Here is an 18588-nt window from a genome sequence, read left to right as displayed (position 1 = left end):
CGTCCGGGCAGTCTCCGGCGTAGTAGTAGCCCGGACACGGGCCACCGACTGGATGCGTCTAGTCGGCGTTGTCTTTCCGAAGCACGGAATCAAGCACCGCAGGATGTGTGTGCGGGCTCCCTGGAGCATGCCCATGAACCGTACTATTCGGTAAGAAGCTCACCCGCTTGAGCGGGTTGAGAGTGTCACAGGAGCACTTTGGTCGTCGCCCTCTTTGGCGCTAGCCGCGGAGGCGCATACAGTTCGCGAGCGCGCCCATCCATTGTGCAGCAATAAACACCGCAGCCACGGCGTCTGGCCGTCTCCCCCGCCGCGCTCTCGCCATACACGCCCTTGGTCTGAACGACCAAAGTCCGAGCGACCTTGGCCCGATGAACGACGGCAGGCCGAGCCGTATAACGGCACAGCACGGTCGGTTCTCCCGACCCGCTTGAATCCCGATCACTCAAGGAGGTCACCCATGCCAGTGAAGGCAAGAATCGCCGGAGCCCTGCTCGCGTGCGCCGTTTTATCCGCCTGCAACGGAGGTGGTGGAGGCAGCAGCGCGCCGTCCGGAGGCAGCGCGCCGACGGCCGGCGGTCCGGCCCCCACGGGCCTCCAGCAGTGCCAGGCCATCTCGACCCTGCCGGCCACCACGACAGTTCCTGCAAGCCCCACGAATGCGCCTACCAGCGGGACTGTGCAGTCCTCCCTGATCCTGGTCCCCTCGGGCAGTCATAGCCTGGGCGTGTACCTACGCAACCCGTGGACCGGAGCGGTGGTGGATCGCGGCTATGTGCCGACCGGGCAAGGAGCCTCCGGGGTGGCCGTGAGTGCAAACCGATTCGTGTATGTGGCGAACAAAACGGACGGAACGGTGTCGGCCTACGCCTGGGACAGCACGACCGACACACTGACATCGCTCGGTAAGGCGACGGCGAGCGGCCCGGGAACCGCGTCGCTCGCCGTGGTGGGTTCCACCCTTTATGCCCTGAACACCGGCAACGACACGATTTCCAGCTTCACGATCGGTAGCGGCGGCACCCTGACCTTGAGCGGCACCACCGCGCCGTTGGCAGCCTCCGTGACGAGCCTGGTCGCCGGATCGGGAGTCCTGTATGGCTTGGCATCCGACGGCATTACAAGTTTTGGTGCGGGCAGCGCGGCGCCGACCGCGCTTGCGACCACGGCCTTGAGCGGAGTTATCGCCGGAACCATCAATAACGCCGGCAACCTCTTTGTGCTGACATCAGGGAACGTCATCGCCTTCAATGCCGGGGCGGGCGGCACCTTGAGCCAGCAAGACAGCGTCCCACTGCCGTCGGGGCTCACCGCCAACGCCCTGTCGGTCGGTGCCACCCAGCTGAACGTCGTGGGCCAGGGCTCCGGCGGCATGGAGCTCGTGACCTTTCCGCTCATAAGCGGTGGCGTTGCATGTCCCACCTCGGCGGTGCTCGGATCGTCGGGGCAGCCGACCGGGGCGCTAGTCTCGCCGGGCGGCCACACGGTCTATGTCACCAACGCGACCCATGACGACCTCGTAGCCTACACCGCCACCACGGCGGGCTCGGGGCCCACGCTGCTCGGTTCGGTGCGCACGCGGCCCACGCCGCATGGCCTTGCGGGTCTCGTGGCCACAGTCGGCGTCTCGCCGCAAATGCTCTATGTCGTAGACCAGGGCACAAACCAGATCCTAGGCTACGGGGTGGGCGCCAATGGCGCCTTGACCGGCCTGACCAGCACCGGAAACGGCGGCAACGGGCCGAGCGCCGGGACGATCTCCCCGGACGGCAAAACCTTCTACGCCTCGGACTGGTCCAGCGGGGGCCAGGGGGCTGTCATGAGCCTCCCGATCAACAGCGACGGGACGCTCGGCACGGCGGCTGGGCCGTACAATACCGGCAACGCCCCCATGGGAGTGAGCGCCGACACATCCGGCCGCTATCTGTATGTGGCCAACAGCAACTACGACAACAGCACCCAAACCAACGGCCCGGGATCAATAACAGGTTTTAGCCTGTCCAGCACGCCGCCCGTGCAAGAACTGAGCAGCAGCCCTACGTCAACGAGCGGCCTCTATCCCATGCTCCTCACCGTCGATCCCACCGGACAATACCTGTATGTCGCCCAGTATTCCTCCGGGAGCGTCGAAGGGTTTGGCATAAACCAGGATAGCGGCGCCTTAACCGCGCCTAGCACCTTTACCGCCGGAAACAACCCCTGGACGGTCATCACTGGACCCGCAGGCCGTCACCTCTATGTCAGCAACAACGGCTACGGCGCGCAGGTTTCGATCTACCGGATTGATGCGACCAGCGGCACGCTGGTCCCCGCCACGACCCCAACCCTGACGCTCGCAAGCGGCCAGAAGCCCCTGGGGCTTACGATCGGGCCCAAGGGTCGCCGGCTATATGTAGCGACCCAGGAGGCAACGGGCGGGGGGCCAAACGGCGTCGTTGAGGTCTTTACCCGCAACGATCCGCTCGCTGTGGGTGTAGGCTGGGACCCGACGCCCGTGATGCTGAGCACCGCCACGCCATTTACAGACGCCTATGGATTGGCCGTCGGGCATAATGGCAAGGCGCTCTACGTAGTCGACAATGTGCCCTGCACCGCAGTAAGCAGCACGAGCTGCACACCGCAGCCTGGAAATATTCAGGCGCTGGCCATTCCATCGTTTAACCAAGCGCGCAACGCAGCCGCCTACACCTCCCTCGGGCTGACGACAACAGGCAGTCAACCCGTGCAGGCGATCCCAGGCGGAGGGCTTGGATAAGCCGAAAAACGCAAGGCGTGGGCGCCCTCAAGGACGCCTCACGATTTCAAGTGCGGCGCGGACGGGGGTACTCGCCCGCGCTTTTTTACATGAGTTTCCGAGAAGCCTGCGCGGCCGCGGCGCCCATGCCGGTCTTCACATTCATCTTCTCCTCGGGCGGCGGGATCACAGCCGGTATATCGAGCGAGGCCGCCCAAAGTTCGCGTGCCCATCCACGCGCATGATAGAAGTGGCGATCCTCCTGGTCTTCGACCTCATCGTAGGCTTTTTTCAGAGTAGCCGCGTTACTGCCGTCCATCTTCTTTGCGATTTCGCCGATCAATTGCCAATTCATGTGGTCTTTGAGTTCGGCAGTCGCTACGGCCTCGGCGGCGACGATCTCGGCCTGCCCTCGCACGCCCGAGCTGAGCGCGCCCTGCATGGCCTTAATAAGAGTCTCGGCGTAGCTGCGCACGATCTTGCGTCCGCTCGTCTCCTTTTCTGGGTTGATGCCGAACTCTGTACAGATCTCCCCTAGAATCTGCTCATGACGCCGGGTTTCGCCGAGATACTTCTCCCATTCCTTGCGCAAATCGACGTTCTGCGCACAGTTGATCGCGGTCTCGTATATCTTGACGCCGCCACGCTCGGTCTCGAGGGCCTCGCACAAAAATTCATCTACTTTAGTCCGGTTCATACACACCTCTTCGTGTTCACTTTGTCGCCACCTTGGCGATGGGCATTATCTTCCCGCACCCCGGCGTGAGGATCGGGCCTATGCCGGACCAGCATCCGCATCGCTCATGCGGAAACGCGTTCGTGCCCATCCATATCGGCGGGTGGCCGCACACATTGACTACACCAATATGGCTCGATACATGGAAGAAATGTGTGATGTTTAACACCGTCATCGCGGCCCTATCGGCGATGATGGCGTAAGATTGGACAAGGGGAAACAAAAAAGAGACCCGGGAAGGCCCCGGGTCTCGGTCAAGCCACTGCTGTCGCGACGCAGTATCTGTCTAGATACTGTAGTACATGTCAAACTCGATTGGATGCGTGGTCATGCGCAACCGTGTGACCTCTTGCATCTTGAGCGCGACATAGGAGCTCAGGAAGTCCTCGGTAAAGACGCCGCCTGCGGTCAGGAACTTGTGATCCTTCTCCAAGGCCTCGAGCGCCATGTCCAGGGAGTGGCAGACAGTCGGAATCTTCTTCGCCTCCTTGGGCGTGAGCTCGTAGAGGTCGTGGTCGGCCGCCTCGCCCGGGTTGATCTTGTTTGCAATACCATCAAGACCGGCCATCATCATGGCCGCGAATGCGAGGTAGGGGTTGGCCCCCGGATCCGGGAACCGCACCTCTATGCGCCGGCCCTTGGGGTTCGCCACATACGGAATGCGGATGGAGGCTGAGCGGTTGCGCGCCGAATAGGCGAGCATGACAGGGGCCTCGAAGCCTGGGACCAGCCGCTTGTAGCTATTGGTGAGCGGGTTTGTGATCGCGTTCAAGGCGCGTGCGTGTTTGATGATGCCACCGATGTAAAAAAGCGCAAGCTCGCTTAAGCCCGCATAGCCGTCACCCGTAAAGAGGTTCTTGCCGCCCTTGGCCAAGGACTGGTGACAATGCATCCCCGAGCCGTTGTCGCCGACGATGGGCTTGGGCATGAACGTAGCAGTCTTGCCATGATTGCGCGCCACGTTGTGGACGCAGTACTTCAGGATCTGAATCTCGTCGGCCTTACGCACGAGCGACGCGAACTGGGTCGCGATCTCATTTTGGTTAGCGGTGGCGACCTCGTGGTGATGGGCCTCGACGACGAGACCCATCTCGGCCATCGCGAGCGTCATCGCGCTGCGGATGTCCTGCGAAGAGTCGACCGGCGGGACCGGGAAATAGCCGCCCTTGACGCCAGGCCTATGGCCCAGATTGCCACCATCGTAATCCTTGCCGGTATTCCAGGCCGCCTCTTCCGAGTCGATGCGACAAGACGAGCCGGACATGTCCACGCTCCAGCGCACGTCATCGAAGATAAAGAATTCCGGCTCGGGGCCGAAATAAGCCGTATCGGCAATGCCGGTGCTCTTCATATAGGCCTCGGCCCGCTTGGCGATGGAGCGCGGGTCGCGATCATAGCCCTGCATGGTCTGGGGCTCCAATACGTCACAGCGCAAAAGCAGGGTCGGTTCTTCGGTGAACGGATCGAGCACGGCGGTGGCGGCTTCCGGCATGAGCACCATGTCGGACTCGTTGATGGCCTTCCACCCGGCGATGGAGGAGCCGTCAAACATTTTCCCTTCCTCGAACAGCTTCTCGTCCACGACATGGGACGGCACCGTGACGTGCTGCTCCTTACCCTTGGTGTCGGTAAACCGGAAATCGACGAACTTGACGTCGTTATCCTTGATCATCTTCAAGACGTTGGCAGACATGCATCTCTCCTGACTCTGGATTATTTTGGGGCGCCGGGGCGGCTGTTACGCCTGAGGCGGCCATTTTGCACGAAATATGCCACTAAGCAAACGAGGCGTAGCGGGCATTTGCGGGCCCATGCCGGGTCCGTGTATGCACCATAACAGTGCGCTCCGGCAAAACGTGCACTGTTATGGTGCTCCTAATGGAAGCACACCCGCACCGAGCCGATCTGCGGGTCTCGGGCAGCGGCCTCGGCGAAACGCTCCTGGAGGGCCCGGCCCGCGGCCACGGTCGGCGCGAGATCGAGAGACAAATGCACCTCCACGGCAATCTTTCCCCCCAGGTAATGCAGCACGACCGCGTCGATGGCGCCAGCGGGTTCGATATCCGCGAAGTAATGCCGAAGACGCTTCATCATCTCGGCCCGCAAGGGCAGACGCGCATTGGTCGCGGCATGCTCGTCATCCTCCGAGTCGATATGGACGACGACATCGGCGATGTTACCCACGTGGCGCATGAGGGCGACCCGTACCATCTCGCTGATCTGGTGACCCTCCGACACGCTGATGGATCCGTCGACGAGGATATGGACGTCAACGAAGGCAAGCCCGCCGGCCCTGCGCGTGCGCAACAGATGCAGGGTGCGGACACCGTCGATCGACAGGATGACGCGACGGATACGTTCGAGCTTTTCGGTCTCGAGCCCGGTGTCGACCAATTCGCGCAAGGCCTGCCAGCCGAGCATGGCGCCCATGCGTACGATAAGGATGGCAACACCAATGGCCGCCACGCCATCCAGGTCGCTTATGCCGAGCATGCTGCCGGCGACGCCGACCGCCACGACCATCGATGAAAAGACGTCAGTCCGGTAGTGCCAGGCATTAGCGTGCAGGAGATCAGAACGCAACCGCGTACCGGCCCGTCGCATATAGCGAAAGAGGCCTTCCTTGATGGCGATGGCCGCCAGCGCCATGACAAGCGCGAGGATATCGGGGCGCGCAAGGTGCGTCGGCGTGCCGAGGGCCGCCGCCGCGTGCAGGGCGATTCCCACCCCGGTACCGACCAGTACCAGGCTCAGGCCGAACGTGCCGGCCGTTTCGATGCGCGCGTGGCCGTAAGGATGATCCTCATCCGCGCCCCGCGCCCCGAAGCGCGCCGCGGCAAGCACAAGTAAGTCACTCAAGAGGTCCGACAGGGTATGAAAGCCGTCGGCGACGAGCGCCGCCGAGCTTCCGATAACGCCGATGGCAAGCTGGCCCGCAGCCAGCACCACGTTGACAAAAAGACCCTTCAGCACGACCTTCTGGCGCTCCGACCCCGCCTCGTCGTCCGCTTGCACGCCGCGCTCCACCGTCACCTCCCGGCCCTCACTACGATCACAATCTCCCCGGAAGACTCGGTCCGCGTCTCGAGGATCTCGTGACCCTCGAGTCGGCACCAGGCCGGTATGTCGTACAGCGCGCCGGGATCCGTGCAGCGGACCGTGACCCGATCGCCGGTCGCAACCTTGGCCATGGCGGCGCTCAGACGTATAACCGGCATAGGGCAGAGAAGAAAGCGGGCATCAAGGTCCATAGCCTACAAGTACCAATCCGCCGCCAGGGCATGCGGGGGAAGCGGCGCGACCTCCCGGTCATGGCGCGACCCATCAGGCCCTCCCACCGCCACGCGCACGGTCTGCGCCGCCCGCCCCTGGCCGAAACGGGCGGCAATAGCACAGGCCAGGTCGAGGTCGGCGTCATCGGCCTCCCCTTGAAGCAGGGCGAGCGGGCCATTGTGCTCGGGCGTCCACAAGTGCACAAAGCGATTGCGATAGCCCTCCAAGAAGCGATTCTCCCCCTCCTCGCGACCGATGATCAGCTTGAAGGATGGGCGCGGACGCAAATGGCGCCCGATCTTCAGAAGCATGATGTCATCAAAGTCGTAGCGGCGCTCGCCCCGACTCCCCCACAGGTCACGCAGCTTCTTCGTATAGTTCGGGTCAGTCAGGAAGCAACAGCCGCCGGCCGGCTGCGCGTACTCGTAACCGTATGTGTGCGCCATCCCGATCTGGGGCTTGCGATTACGCCCGCTCAAACCTAACAGGCGCTCGCGATCGACCCAACCCTCGCGCTCTGGAAGGGTGGGCGGCAAAAGTTTGGCGCAGAGCGGCCGCAAGAGCCGATCCAAGGCCCCCGACTCGCGCGCCACCACCGGAAGGGTATCGCGCCTTTGCGACATCGGCCGCTGGCCCAGAACCTCGCCTGTCACAATGAAATCGAAGTCGTGTTCTTCCATCCACTGCCGGGCGTGGCCCACCATGAAGGACTTGCAGTCGAGGCAAGGATTCAGGTGCGCCCCATAGCCGTGGCGAGGATTCAAGACGACATCCTTGTACTCTTCGATCACCTCGATGATATGTAGGCGGATGCCGAGCTGCTCGGCGCTATGAAGAGCATTGTTGCGCACCGGGCGGGCCCTCCGATCGTGGCGCACAGCATGCGTATGCCCTTCGACGCAAAAGCCCGTAAAAAAGTTGATCCCCTCGACATGGATGCCCTGGTCGAGCATCAACCGGGCCGCGAGCATGGAATCGAGGCCGCCCGACAGTAATACCACAGCCTTACGCTTGCGTTCTTCCATAGCCTCGTGCGGGACCCCTCAACCCTTGGTGCGCTTGCGCCCGCCGCGCGCCTTCCCAAGGCGCCGCCAGTATATCGCGCCGGGTGGCCGTCCCGCACCCCATGGGAGGATGCGGGTGCGGATATCGGCGATCCCCGCAAAGCCCGGGGGCGACCGCCTTTCAGGGACGCGGAGTTTTTCCAAAGGCCCGTGTGTGCCCTACTTTGGGACGCGGTCTTATGGCAACAGGGGGCGCGCCGAAATCGATCCAAAGCCCCGGTCGGTGCGCTCACGCGCCCGGACGGGCGTTTGCCGAAACCGCCGCTTACCCTTTATAGTGGCGCGGGGGCCGGCAGCGACCGGGGGTCGCCCGCGCACCTCTCTCTTAAGGACCACGACGTGACATTCCAGGAACTCATTTTTGCCCTGCAGCGCTACTGGGCGAAACAAGGCTGTGTGATCGAGCAGGCCTACGACGTCGAGGTGGGTGCCGGGACCTTCCACCCCGCGACCTTTCTCGGCAGTCTCGGACCCGAACCCTTGCGCGCCGCCTACGTGCAGCCGTCGCGACGTCCCACGGACGGTCGTTACGGAGAAAACCCGAACCGCCTGCAGCGCTATTTCCAGTTTCAAGTCGTGCTGAAACCCTCGCCCCTGGACATCCAGGATCTGTACCTGAAATCCCTGCAGGCGCTCGGCATCGATCTGGCGACCAATGACGTCCGCTTCGTCGAAGACAACTGGGAGTCGCCGACCCTGGGGGCCTGGGGGCTCGGCTGGGAGGTCTGGCTGAATGGCATGGAGGTGAGTCAGTTCACCTACTTCCAGCAGGCCGGCGGTCTCGAATGTCGGCCGGTGACCGGCGAAATCACCTACGGCCTGGAAAGGCTCGCCATGTATCTGCAAGGCTGCGACAACGTCTACGACCTCGCCTGGAACGAGGAGGTCCGTTACGGAGACCTCTACCGGCAAAACGAGATCGAGCAGTCGCGCTTCAATTTCGAGGAGGCGAGTGTCGAAGCACTGTTCGCGCGGTTTCAGGCCTTCGAGGACGAGTGCCAGCGCTTGATCGCCGCCGATCTTCCGCTGCCGGCCTACGACCACGTGCTGCACGCCTCGCACACCTTCAATTTGCTCGATGCTCGCCATGCCCTGAGCGTCACCGAACGCGCGCGCACGATAGGCCGGGTACGCGCCCTGGCCCGCGGCGTGGCCGAAAACTATTATCGAAAACGCGAGGCTTTGGGATTCCCCAGGATGCGACGGACCGATGGCTAAGAAAGAGGATCTTCTGCTTGAGATCGGCACCGAGGAACTCCCCCCCCGGGAGCTCCTCACGCTGGGCGCGGCCTTGGGCGCAGGCCTATCCGCGGCGCTCATCGACAGGCGCCTAGCGACCACCGATAGCTCCGTGCAAACCTTCGCCGCCCCCCGCCGCATTGCGGCGCGCATAACGGCGATCGCCGCCCGCCAAGAAGCGCAGATCGTTGTCCGCAAGGGGCCCGCGCTCGCCGCAGCGTTCGAGAAAGACGGTTCACCGACCAAGGCGGCGCTCGGTTTCGCACGCTCTCTAGGCGTCGAAGTGTCCTCCCTGGAAACCCTGAACACCGAGCGCGGGGCGTTTCTCGGCTACCGCGAGCGGCAAGCAGGCCGCACCCTCACGGAGATCTTGGGCGAAGTCCTACCAGGCGTCCTGCTGGCACTACCCGCCGGACGGCGCATGCGGTGGGGCGCGGGCGATGGCGAATTCGTGCGCCCGATCCATTGGGTAGTGGCCCTGCAGGGCGCGCGCGTTTTGCGCATCCCAATATTCGGGCTCGTAAGCGGCCGACGCTCGCGGGGCCATAGGTTTCATGCGCCGCGTCCCCTCAATATCCCAACAGCCGACGCCTACGAGAAGATCCTTAAGGACCACGGGCAGGTGGTCGCGGATTTCGGTGAGCGGCGGGACCGGATCCGCGGTCAGATCGAGCATCTGGCCCTGACGGCAAATGCCCAGGCAATCGTGGACCCCGAGCTTCTGGACCTTGTCACGGCGCTCGTCGAATGGCCGCACGCCGTTCTGGGGACCTTTGACGAAGAGTTTCTCGACGTGCCGCGCGAGGCGCTGATCGCCGCCATGCAGGGTCACCAAAAATATTTCCCACTCGAACGAGAAGGGCGGCTCTTGCCGCGCTTCATCACCATCGCGAACATCGCGCCGAAGGACGACCAGGCGATACGCAAGGGCAACGAGCGGGTGCTCGCCGCACGCTTCGCCGACGCCCGCTTCTTTTGGGACAGCGACCGCAAGAAGTCCCTCGATGCCTATGCGCAGGGACTCTCCCAAGTGGCGTTCGAGAAGCGTCTCGGCAGTCTCGCGGACAAGGCATCGCGACTCGAGCGACTGGCGCGCGTCATCGGCTCGGAGCTTGCCCTCGATCGCGAGCAGGCCGGACGGGCCGCCGCGCTGTGCAAGGCCGACCTCCTTACCGGCATGGTGGGCGAGTTTCCGGAGCTCCAGGGCGTCATGGGTGGACATTACGCGCTATGCCATGGGGAGGCGCCAGCGATCGCCCAGGCCATCGCCGAGCATTACAGGCCGCGCTTTTCGGGCGATGCCCTGCCGGCAAGCCCGCTCGGTCTGGCGCTCGCCCTCACCGACAAGCTCGACACCCTCGTGGGCATCTTCGGGATCGGGCTGGGCCCCACCGGGGACAAGGATCCCTTCGCCCTGCGGCGCGCGGCAATCGGCATCCTGCGACTTTTGGAAGCCCTCGGCGAACGCCACCACCGCGACCTCGAGATCGCGCCGCTCCTCGAGAGGGCGCGCGCGCAGTATCCCGAAGGCCTGCTCGCGCCGACGGTGGTGGAGGAGGTCCGCCATTTCCTCACCGAACGCCTGCGCAATCTCTTAGAAAACAGGTTTTCACAAGACGTCATGGCGGCGGCCTTGAGTCCGGGCCTGGTGCGCGTCTTTGATACGGTGCGCCGTGCCCAGGCACTCGCCGCCTTTGCGCAAAGCGGGTACGCCGCCTCTCTGGCCTTTGCCCATAAGCGCACCCGCAACATCCTGAAGCAAAACCACGAACCCCTGGACGCCCAGACCCCATGGGCCGGCGCCGAGGCCGCGGACCTGCGCCTAACCCAGGAAATTGAGCGCTGCGAGACCGGGACCGGTGAGCGCGTGCGGGCCGGTGACTATCAAGGGGCCCTCGAATCGCTGCACACGCTGCGGCCTGCGGTCGACGCCTTCTTCGAGGACGCGCTCGTCATGAGCGATGACGCTGAGACCCGTAAGGGCCGACTGCGTCTACTCACCCGTCTGGCGGCCTTGTTCGAGACCGTGGGCGACCTGTCCTGCCTGAAAATTGCCGGGGAGTCGCGATGAACGATACCGACCAGAATTCCTTCGCTGCCATGCGCGACGCCGTTCAGCGCTTTCATGACAAACACGACTTCAAGAACCGGGGCGGCGAGGAGCTAGCCTATCGAGTGGCACTCATGGCCGAGGAACTGGGCGAGATCTCGGCCTGCGTCACCAAGGGTAAGCCGCGCGAGGCGCTGGCCGAGGAATGTGCCGACCTGCTGATCCTCCTGATCGGTACGGCGATTGCCGCCGACTTCCCGCTAGAACGCGCCTTCTGGGATAAAATGGACGCCATCATGAAGCGCTCCGCGCGGATGGTCAGCGGTCGTATACGCGTATCCGAATTCCGGGACTCCTGAAATGCGTCTTGTCATCCTCGACCGCGACGGTGTCATAAACGAAGACTCGGACCACTACATCAAGACGCCGGACGAGTGGCGCCCGATACCAGGAAGCCTCGAAGCGATCGCGCGCCTCACGCACGCCGGCATCCAGGTCGTGGTGGCCACCAACCAGTCCGGCATCGCGCGCGGCCTCTTCAATGTCGATATGCTGGGGCGAATCCACAATCGCATGCTCGACGAGGTCCACCACCGGGGCGGGGAAATCGAGGCGATCTTCTTTTGCCCCCACGGACCCAAAGACGCCTGTGGCTGCCGCAAACCCTTGCCCGGCCTCTTTCACGACATCGCGGCACGCTTCAAGACAAGCTTAAACGGCACCTACGCAGTCGGCGACAGCCTGCGCGACATCGAGGCGGCACGGGCGGTGCAGGCCCTCCCTGTGCTCGTGCGCAGCGGCAAGGGGGCACGCATGGTCGCTCAGGGCGGCGCGGGGCTCGACGGGGTGCCAATCTATGACGACCTCGCCACGTTCTGTGAGGCGCTGCTCTCCGGGTCGATAGGTCCCAGCACGTGATAAAACACCTGCGCGCGGCGGCCTTCCAGGTCGGATTCGTGCTGTCGATCGCCGTTTGGGCACCCATCGTGCTCGCGCTCTTCTGGCTGCGACCCATACCGCGCTACCGGGTCATCAGTCAGTGGGGCCGATTCAATGTCTGGTGGCTCAAGCTCACCTGCGGACTGTCCTATGAGGTCCAAGGGCGGGAAAATATCCCGGCTACGCCCTGTGTCATCCTCGCCAAACACCAGTCGACGTGGGAGACCCTGGCGTTTCAGTGGATCTTCCCGCCGCATGTATGGGTGCTCAAAAGGGAGCTCCTCTGGATTCCCCTGCTCGGCTGGGGGATGGCCTTGAGTGAGCCCATAGCGATCGCCCGCGAAAAGCGCCGCAAGGCCATAGATCAGGTCATACAGGGGGGGCGCAAGCGCCTCGCGCAGGGACGCCACATCATCATCTTTCCCGAGGGGACACGGGTGCCGGCCGGGGATCATGGACGATTCAAGCTGGGCGGCGCGCGGCTCGCGCTCGCCGCCGGCTGCTCGGTGCTTCCCGTGGCGCACAATGCCGGCTGTTTCTGGCCTCGTCGCGTCTTCATCAAGAAGCCGGGCGTGATCAAGGTCGTGATCGGCAAACCCATTTCACCGCAAGGCCTGGACGCGGCGGCCCTCACCGCCCACATCGAGGACTGGATCCGGACGACCACGGAGGCCCTCGAAAAGGCGGAGGGGCTGCCATCGAAGAGCGCAGGCGATAAAATGGCGCCATGAACGAAGAACGCCCACTGCTCACTCCGCCCACCCACGACCGGCGCATCCTCCTGCACTCCTGTTGCGCGCCATGTGCCGCCGACGTCATGCAAGAGATGCAGCGATCGGAGGTCGTCTTTGAGGTCTTGTTCTATAACCCCAACATCCATCCCTTGAAAGAGTATGAGCTGCGCAAGACCGAGAACAAGCGCTACGCCGACCGGCTGCGCGTGCCGTTCGTGGATCTCGACTATGACAAGGATGATTGGTTTGCGCGCGTGAAGGGTCTGGAAAACGAGCCCGAGCGCGGCGCGCGTTGCACGCTGTGTTTCGATATGCGCTTCGAGCGCTCGGCCCTTTATGCCGTCGAGCACGGCTTCAAGGTCTTTACGAGCTCGCTTGGCATATCGCGCTGGAAGGACATGGATCAGATCAATGGTTGCGGCGAGCGTGCGGCGCAGCGCTACCCGGACTTGAGTTACTGGACCTTCAATTGGCGCAAGGGCGGCGGAAGCCAACGCATGATCCAGATCTCCAAGGAACAGCGTTTCTATCAGCAGGAATACTGCGGCTGCGTCTATTCCTTACGTGACACGAACCGCGCACGGGGCGCACGCGGGTACGCCAAGATCCGCTTCGGTGAGCGCTTCTATGGCGACGATCAGAGCTAGAGACGCTCGCGCGCATACGCGGCCAGCGCCGCAAACTCGGCGACCGTCAAGGTCTCGGCGCGGCGCATAGGGTCAATGCCCAACGCAAGCCAATCCTCGCCCTGGAAATAGCTTCGCAGCGACTGGCGGAGCATCTTGCGCCGTTGCGAGAAGGCGCAAGCGACGATCGCCGCGAAGAGGGTCGTGTCCGTCGCCGGAATGTGCGAGGCGCGCGGCCGCAGGGCCACGAGCCGCGACTCGACTGCAGGCGGCGGCACAAAGGCCTCTGGCGCGACCGTGAAAAGCGGCGTGACCTCGCAACGCGCCTGCACCATCACGGATAGTCTTCCATAGTCACGCCCGCCAGGTGGGGCCGCCAGGCGGTCGACCACCTCCTTTTGCAGCAGGAATACCATGCTCGCGATACAGGGCTGATCGAGAAAATGGAAGATGAGCGGGCTCGAGATGTTGTAGGGGAGATTGCCCACCACGCGCAGACAGCCCGGCACGAGATCGCAGAGCGCTAAGCGCAAGGCATCGGCTTCGTGCACGACCACGCGGTCCGGGGCGAAGCGTCGCTTCAAGCCCGCGATCAGGTCGCGGTCGATTTCGACCACATGCAGACTCTCGAGGCGGTCCAGCAAGTGGGCCGTGAGAGCGCCGTCGCCCGGGCCGATCTCGACTGTGTGCTCACCTGGAGCCTGCGCGCAGTTCTGGGCTATATGCGCGAGCACAAAGGTGTCGCGCAGGAAGTGCTGGCCGAACCGCTTCTTAAGCGCGGGCACGGACGCTCGCCAAGGTCCGGGCCAGCGCCATGGCGGCCACCATGCTGCCGGGATCTATGGGCCCGGTGCCGGCGCGGTCGAGTGCGGTCCCGTGGTCGACCGAGGTCCTGGGGAAGGGCAAACCAAGGGTGACGTTCACCCCCTCCCCGAAGCCTTGCGCCTTCAGCACCGGCAGCCCCTGATCGTGGTACATGGCAAGTACGGCATGCCAGTCCGCAAGGCGTTCGCGCACGAATGCGGTATCGGCGGATAGCGGGCCTATGGCCTGGATCCCACGTGCGCGCGCCCGCGCCACGGCCGGCGCTATGACATCGATCTCCTCGCGACCCAAATGGCCGCCCTCGCCCGCGTGCGGGTTCAGACCCAACACCGCGATACGAGGGTTCGCAAACCCGAAATCCCGCTTGAGGTCCGCATCCAGGATCGCGAGCGCCGCGTCGAGACGTTCCGCGGTGACGGCCGCCGGTACGCTGGCAAGCGGCAGGTGGGTCGTAAGCAGGGCCACGCGCAAAGAACCCGCAACCAGCATCATAACCACCTCGGCCACGCCGGCCTCGCGCGCCAGGAATTCCGTGTGGCCCGTAAAGACATGGCCCGCCTCGTTGATCACGCCCTTATGCACGGGCCCCGTGACGAGCGCTGCGAACTCGCCCTCGAGGCAGCCGCGCGTCGCACGCTCAAGACAAGTTAGGACATATTCGGCGTTCGCCGGATCCGGGATCCCGGGTCTCACGCGCTGGCCGAGCGCGACCGGTAGGACCGAGAGCCCGCGCACCCCGGGGGCGTAACGCGGCCAAGGCCGCGCGCGACCGCGCAACTTTGCCCGCTCATCCAACAGATCCGGATCCGCCACACACACCCAATCCACCGCCTCGTCGAAATCGAGCAGAGCCATGAGGTCGGGCCCGATCCCCGCCGGCTCTCCCGGCGTGATGGCGATGACGGGACGCTTAGGTTCGGCTCGGGTAACGGACATAGGCGTCGTCACGCAAGGTCTGCAGCCAACGCACATAAAGCGCGTTACCCTTACGCATGCGCAGCAGTCGGCGCGCCTCGCTACGCGTCATCCCGGCCCGCACGCGCCGCGCCGTCACCTCGATCAGGGTCTGACCCTGCGCGGTGGCGAACGGGCCGCCGACCGTATGCAGAGGCAAGTGTTTGACCGCCGCGGCAAGACCCGGCGGCAGGGAGGCGACACTCACCCAGCCGAGTGAGCCGCCCCGCACGGCGGCGCTGCCCTGCGAATACGCGCGGGCCAGGCTCGCGAAATCAGCGCCTTGCGCAAGGCGCGCCTTCAGAGCCTTCAGTTTTTCGCGCACCATGGTAGCCGACATCTGCCGCGACGGACGCAAAACGATCTCACGCACGCGGGCCTGTTCCTGCGCGGGCCCCTTCACCCCGGCACGCTTACCCTTCAGCTTGACGAGATAATAGGCGCCGTGCCCCGATACCAGGCGCACATCGCCGGTCGTCATGGCGCGCAGGGGTTCCAAGAAGCTCCGAGGCAGGCGCGACGCCGTGCGCCACCCCATCTCCCCACCCTCCAGGGCGTGCGGATCCTGGGAATAGGCTATGGCGGCCTGGCTGAAGGGCTCACCCCCCTGCACCTTCGCCAAGATCTTGCGGGCGCGCGCCTCTACCGCGCGCCGTTGCGCGGCATCCGCGGCGGCCGGAAGCTGCAGCGTGATCTCGGCCACACGATAGCGCGCCCCATTGGCGGCGCGCGTCTCTGCCAGAAAGCGGTCGACCGCGCGGCGCGTGATGACGACCGACTGGCTGATACGACGCATGACGAGCTCACGGATGGTAAGTTCAGTGCGTAACCGACGCTGGAAGTCCGTCAGCGTAAAGCCCTCAGACGCAACCGCTTGCTGGAATTCCGGCACGGTCATGTGGTTGTGAGCGGCAAGCTGCACCAAGGCGTGCTTCAACTGGGTGGCGCTCACACGGATGCCGATATTATGCGCATACTGGAGCTCAAGGCGCTGCATGACCATCTGGCTCAAGACCTTTCTCGCCAGGAGGTGCCGCGGGGGCACGGCGACCCCACGCGCCGCTAGTTGCTTCAAGAGCATAGAGACGCGCTTGTCTAGCTCTTTTTGAGTGATGACCTCGTTATTCACGACGGCGACGATCTTGTCGATCGTCACCGGATGGATCGCGGCCGAGGCCTGCGGGAGTGCGGCGGACATATGATTATCTCCTCACGTTCAAGAACCGAGCATGAAGCCATGTTGGCTGAGCGGTACGACCGGCGCAGACCCGAGCGCCCCCAAACCGTTCAACGTGAACTCGAACATGGCGGTCGTGAATTGGCTGTTATTCAGACCGAGGGTCCTACCCACGTAAAACCCCATCCCCCAGCAGCAGCTATTGTATTGGATACCGAGATAGGACTCCAAACTTGCCGACTGCATGAGCGAATAGCTGGTCTCCGCCAGAGTCGTCCAGCGCCGAAACAAGGGCCACTGGATCGAGAGGTCCACCTGCTCCTGCACCCCGCGAATATACCTATGGCCTACCGTCACGATAGCATTGGGCTTGGGGCGGTACTCGACATAGGCATCCCCTTCGTCGGTCTGGTCGTTCCTGGGGTTCCAGGCGAGCGACCCGCGTAGATACCATTGCGAGCTCAGGCGCGCGTAGGCCTCGGCCGCCAGGTCGGACGTACGATTAAGAACGCGCGTCTGGTAATTCGCGTAAATCGAGGGCTTGTGGAAGTAATAGATCTCGCCGACACTCGCGCGCAGACGTTCGCGACCCGCGGAAGAATAGAGCCGCGTTGTGAGGGCGGCGGTCATTTGATTGGCATCGACCTGTTGATCGGGGCCAAAAAAACTGTTGGTCCGGAACAAATCGGTGTAGTTGAAAGGCGCGGGCGCCGTGTCAAAAAGAGGGATTCCCTGCTGGTTCCGGTAGGGGACGTACAGATATGAGAGCTCGGGCTCTAGGGTCTGGCGCCCGCCATTTGAAAGCGCCCGCTCAAAGTTCAGGCCATCGGTCAGGTGCGCGATCGGCGTGGTCCGACGAATCGTCGGCTGACCCGCTATCCAATAATCGGTCTCGCGAACGGCAAGCTTCGGGTCGATGAAGCCGGCTGGCCAACGCAAGGGATAGCTCACCGTCGGGACGAGATCGACGCGCTTGGCCGGCACCGCCCCGCCGCCCACGAAGCGCACCGCGCTCGCCTTCAGGCCGTAGTGCAATCGATCGGGCTTGTCGCTGCCACGGGCGCGCAACAAGAGCGCTGGCAGCTCTTCGTAGAGCGGGTAGGCGCCCCCGACACTCGTGTCTAAAAGCTGATAGGACGACCCGCCCAGACGCAGGCGCAGACGCCGCCCTGAGTAGCCGACCTGCCCCAGCTGCGGCAGGTCGACCTGGCTTTGGAGGGCGAAATTCGCGCTGAAATCCGTGTAGAACGCCGGATCGGAGACGCGATTGTAATCGACATTTGCCCACCAATAAGGATTGAAGACCTGGTTATGGGTGATATCCAAGGCGTAGCGGCGGCGACCTGTGACGCGATCCACGGGGATATAGTCGATACGGTCCGAGCCGCTGTAAGTCTGTCCCAGGTAACGGAAATGATTGCGCAACAAGAGGCCGCGGCGGGCCAGAATCTCGGGCGTGGTGATCAAGTCGTAATTGGGTGCGAGATTCCAGTAGTAGGGAACCGAGAGCATGATCCCCGAGGTGCTCGAGGTCCCGTAACGTGGGGGCAGGAAGCCCGATTTGCGTTTGGAGGATATCGGGAAGCTCAGGTAGGGCCAGTAGAAGATCGGCACGCCCTTGAAAACCACCCGCGCGTCGGTCGCAATACCCACATCCTTGGTGTAATTGAGGTGCAGACGGTCGGCGTGGATGTACCAGACCTTGGTGCCCTTCGGACACATGGTGTAGCGAGTATCCTTGATGTCGGACTTGTGGCGGCTGCGCAAGATGACCATGACCGCCTGCCCGCGCGCATTGCTATGGGGAAGAATAAAGTGGACACCACGGGCGACGCCCCGGTGCGTGGCGCGATTCATATGCAGATAATGGGCCCGCAGCTCGCCGCCCTGGGCGCCGGTCACGCGCACGTCACCCAAGGCCGTGAAGGCGTTGGTCCTGCGGTTGAATCGAATGCGCCGGGCGCGCACGGTCTCCGACCCATAGGTGAGGACCACATGACCGCTAAAGACGGTCACGCCGTCGTGAAAGGCACGCGCCTTGTCCGCCAGGACATGGGCGATTTTGTGGCTACCGTGGCCGGCAACGAAAGGGGCCGGCCGGGCGGCAGGCGGGGGACATGCGGCGCTCGCGCTGAAAGCACACAAGAGCGACAGCAGGAGCCCCGTCGAAGTGCGCGCGGCAACGGTGCGGGGCATCGGGGTATAGTCAAGTGTCAGCCGGGGGCTAAAATCGCATA

At 63.7% G+C, this 18588-nt stretch carries 16 protein-coding genes; 7 read left to right on the top strand and 9 right to left on the bottom strand.

The window, feature by feature from the left end; translation table 11 throughout:
- The first annotated feature begins 460 nt into the window (after positions 1-460).
- Positions 461-2755 carry a beta-propeller fold lactonase family protein gene (locus ACYCTF_RS02425; protein ID WP_461279160.1) on the top strand — a complete coding sequence of 765 codons (2295 nt, stop codon included), beginning with the start codon at positions 461-463 and terminating at the stop codon, positions 2753-2755.
- A gap of 85 nt (positions 2756-2840) precedes the next feature.
- Here ACYCTF_RS02425 and ACYCTF_RS02420 read toward each other — a convergent pair whose 3' ends face one another.
- The 5 genes from ACYCTF_RS02420 to ACYCTF_RS02400 form a co-directional block, all read right to left on the bottom strand.
- Complete coding sequence (locus ACYCTF_RS02420) at positions 2841-3431, bottom strand: hypothetical protein (RefSeq protein WP_461279158.1); 591 nt, start codon at positions 3429-3431, stop codon at positions 2841-2843.
- A 325-nt stretch (positions 3432-3756) separates the two neighbouring features.
- Complete coding sequence (gene glnA, locus ACYCTF_RS02415; RefSeq protein ID WP_461282498.1) at positions 3757-5163, bottom strand: glutamate--ammonia ligase; 1407 nt, start codon at positions 5161-5163, stop codon at positions 3757-3759.
- 182 nt (positions 5164-5345) lie between these two features.
- Entirely contained in the window at positions 5346-6497 is a 1152-nt protein-coding gene (locus ACYCTF_RS02410) for a cation diffusion facilitator family transporter (RefSeq protein WP_461282499.1), read from the bottom strand.
- Between the two features lie 2 nt (positions 6498-6499).
- Positions 6500-6721 (bottom strand): sulfurtransferase TusA family protein, encoded by a 222-nt coding sequence (locus ACYCTF_RS02405; protein ID WP_461282500.1) that lies wholly within the window; start codon positions 6719-6721, stop codon positions 6500-6502.
- A 3-nt stretch (positions 6722-6724) separates the two neighbouring features.
- A complete protein-coding gene (locus ACYCTF_RS02400; protein WP_461282501.1) occupies positions 6725-7768 on the bottom strand; it encodes a tRNA (5-methylaminomethyl-2-thiouridylate)-methyltransferase in 1044 nt (347 codons plus the stop codon).
- A 378-nt stretch (positions 7769-8146) separates the two neighbouring features.
- Between ACYCTF_RS02400 and glyQ the strand changes: the two genes are divergently transcribed.
- Genes glyQ through ACYCTF_RS02370 form a run of 6 tightly spaced genes read left to right on the top strand, consistent with a single transcriptional unit; the run spans position 8147 to position 13416 of the window.
- On the top strand, positions 8147-9025 hold the full coding sequence (gene glyQ, locus ACYCTF_RS02395; RefSeq protein ID WP_461282577.1) for a glycine--tRNA ligase subunit alpha: 879 nt from the start codon (positions 8147-8149) through the stop codon (positions 9023-9025).
- Positions 9018-11117: a glycine--tRNA ligase subunit beta gene (glyS, locus tag ACYCTF_RS02390; RefSeq protein ID WP_461282502.1), complete on the top strand. Its 2100-nt coding sequence runs from the start codon at positions 9018-9020 to the stop codon at positions 11115-11117. Before glyQ ends, glyS begins: the two co-directional genes overlap by 8 nt.
- Positions 11114-11455 (top strand): pyrophosphohydrolase domain-containing protein, encoded by a 342-nt coding sequence (locus ACYCTF_RS02385; protein WP_461282503.1) that lies wholly within the window; start codon positions 11114-11116, stop codon positions 11453-11455. Before glyS ends, ACYCTF_RS02385 begins: the two co-directional genes overlap by 4 nt.
- A gap of 1 nt (position 11456) precedes the next feature.
- Positions 11457-12014, top strand: coding sequence for a D-glycero-beta-D-manno-heptose 1,7-bisphosphate 7-phosphatase (gene gmhB / locus ACYCTF_RS02380; RefSeq protein WP_461282504.1), 558 nt, complete (start codon positions 11457-11459; stop codon positions 12012-12014).
- On the top strand, positions 12011-12766 hold the full coding sequence (locus tag ACYCTF_RS02375) for a lysophospholipid acyltransferase family protein (protein WP_461282505.1): 756 nt from the start codon (positions 12011-12013) through the stop codon (positions 12764-12766). The genes gmhB and ACYCTF_RS02375 overlap by 4 nt, the downstream gene beginning before the upstream one ends.
- Entirely contained in the window at positions 12763-13416 is a 654-nt protein-coding gene (locus tag ACYCTF_RS02370; RefSeq protein ID WP_461282506.1) for an epoxyqueuosine reductase QueH, read from the top strand. Before ACYCTF_RS02375 ends, ACYCTF_RS02370 begins: the two co-directional genes overlap by 4 nt.
- Here the strand turns inward: ACYCTF_RS02370 and rsmA are convergent.
- From rsmA to ACYCTF_RS02350, 4 genes are read right to left on the bottom strand one after another with little or no spacing between them, the layout of a single operon-like run.
- Positions 13413-14180 (bottom strand): 16S rRNA (adenine(1518)-N(6)/adenine(1519)-N(6))-dimethyltransferase RsmA, encoded by a 768-nt coding sequence (gene rsmA, locus ACYCTF_RS02365; RefSeq protein WP_461282507.1) that lies wholly within the window; start codon positions 14178-14180, stop codon positions 13413-13415. The two genes, ACYCTF_RS02370 and rsmA, sit on opposite strands and share 4 nt — an antisense overlap.
- Positions 14167-15156 (bottom strand): 4-hydroxythreonine-4-phosphate dehydrogenase PdxA, encoded by a 990-nt coding sequence (pdxA, locus tag ACYCTF_RS02360; RefSeq protein WP_461282508.1) that lies wholly within the window; start codon positions 15154-15156, stop codon positions 14167-14169. Before pdxA ends, rsmA begins: the two co-directional genes overlap by 14 nt.
- Complete coding sequence (locus tag ACYCTF_RS02355) at positions 15131-16372, bottom strand: peptidylprolyl isomerase (RefSeq protein ID WP_461282509.1); 1242 nt, start codon at positions 16370-16372, stop codon at positions 15131-15133. The genes pdxA and ACYCTF_RS02355 overlap by 26 nt, the downstream gene beginning before the upstream one ends.
- 18 nt (positions 16373-16390) lie before the next feature.
- A complete protein-coding gene (locus tag ACYCTF_RS02350; protein ID WP_461282510.1) occupies positions 16391-18547 on the bottom strand; it encodes an LPS-assembly protein LptD in 2157 nt (718 codons plus the stop codon).
- Positions 18548-18588 lie beyond the last annotated feature (41 nt).

This window comes from Acidiferrobacter sp., assembly GCF_054609335.1.
Note: the sequence above shows the minus strand (reverse complement) of the source record. Positions and strands in the feature narration are given on the sequence as shown.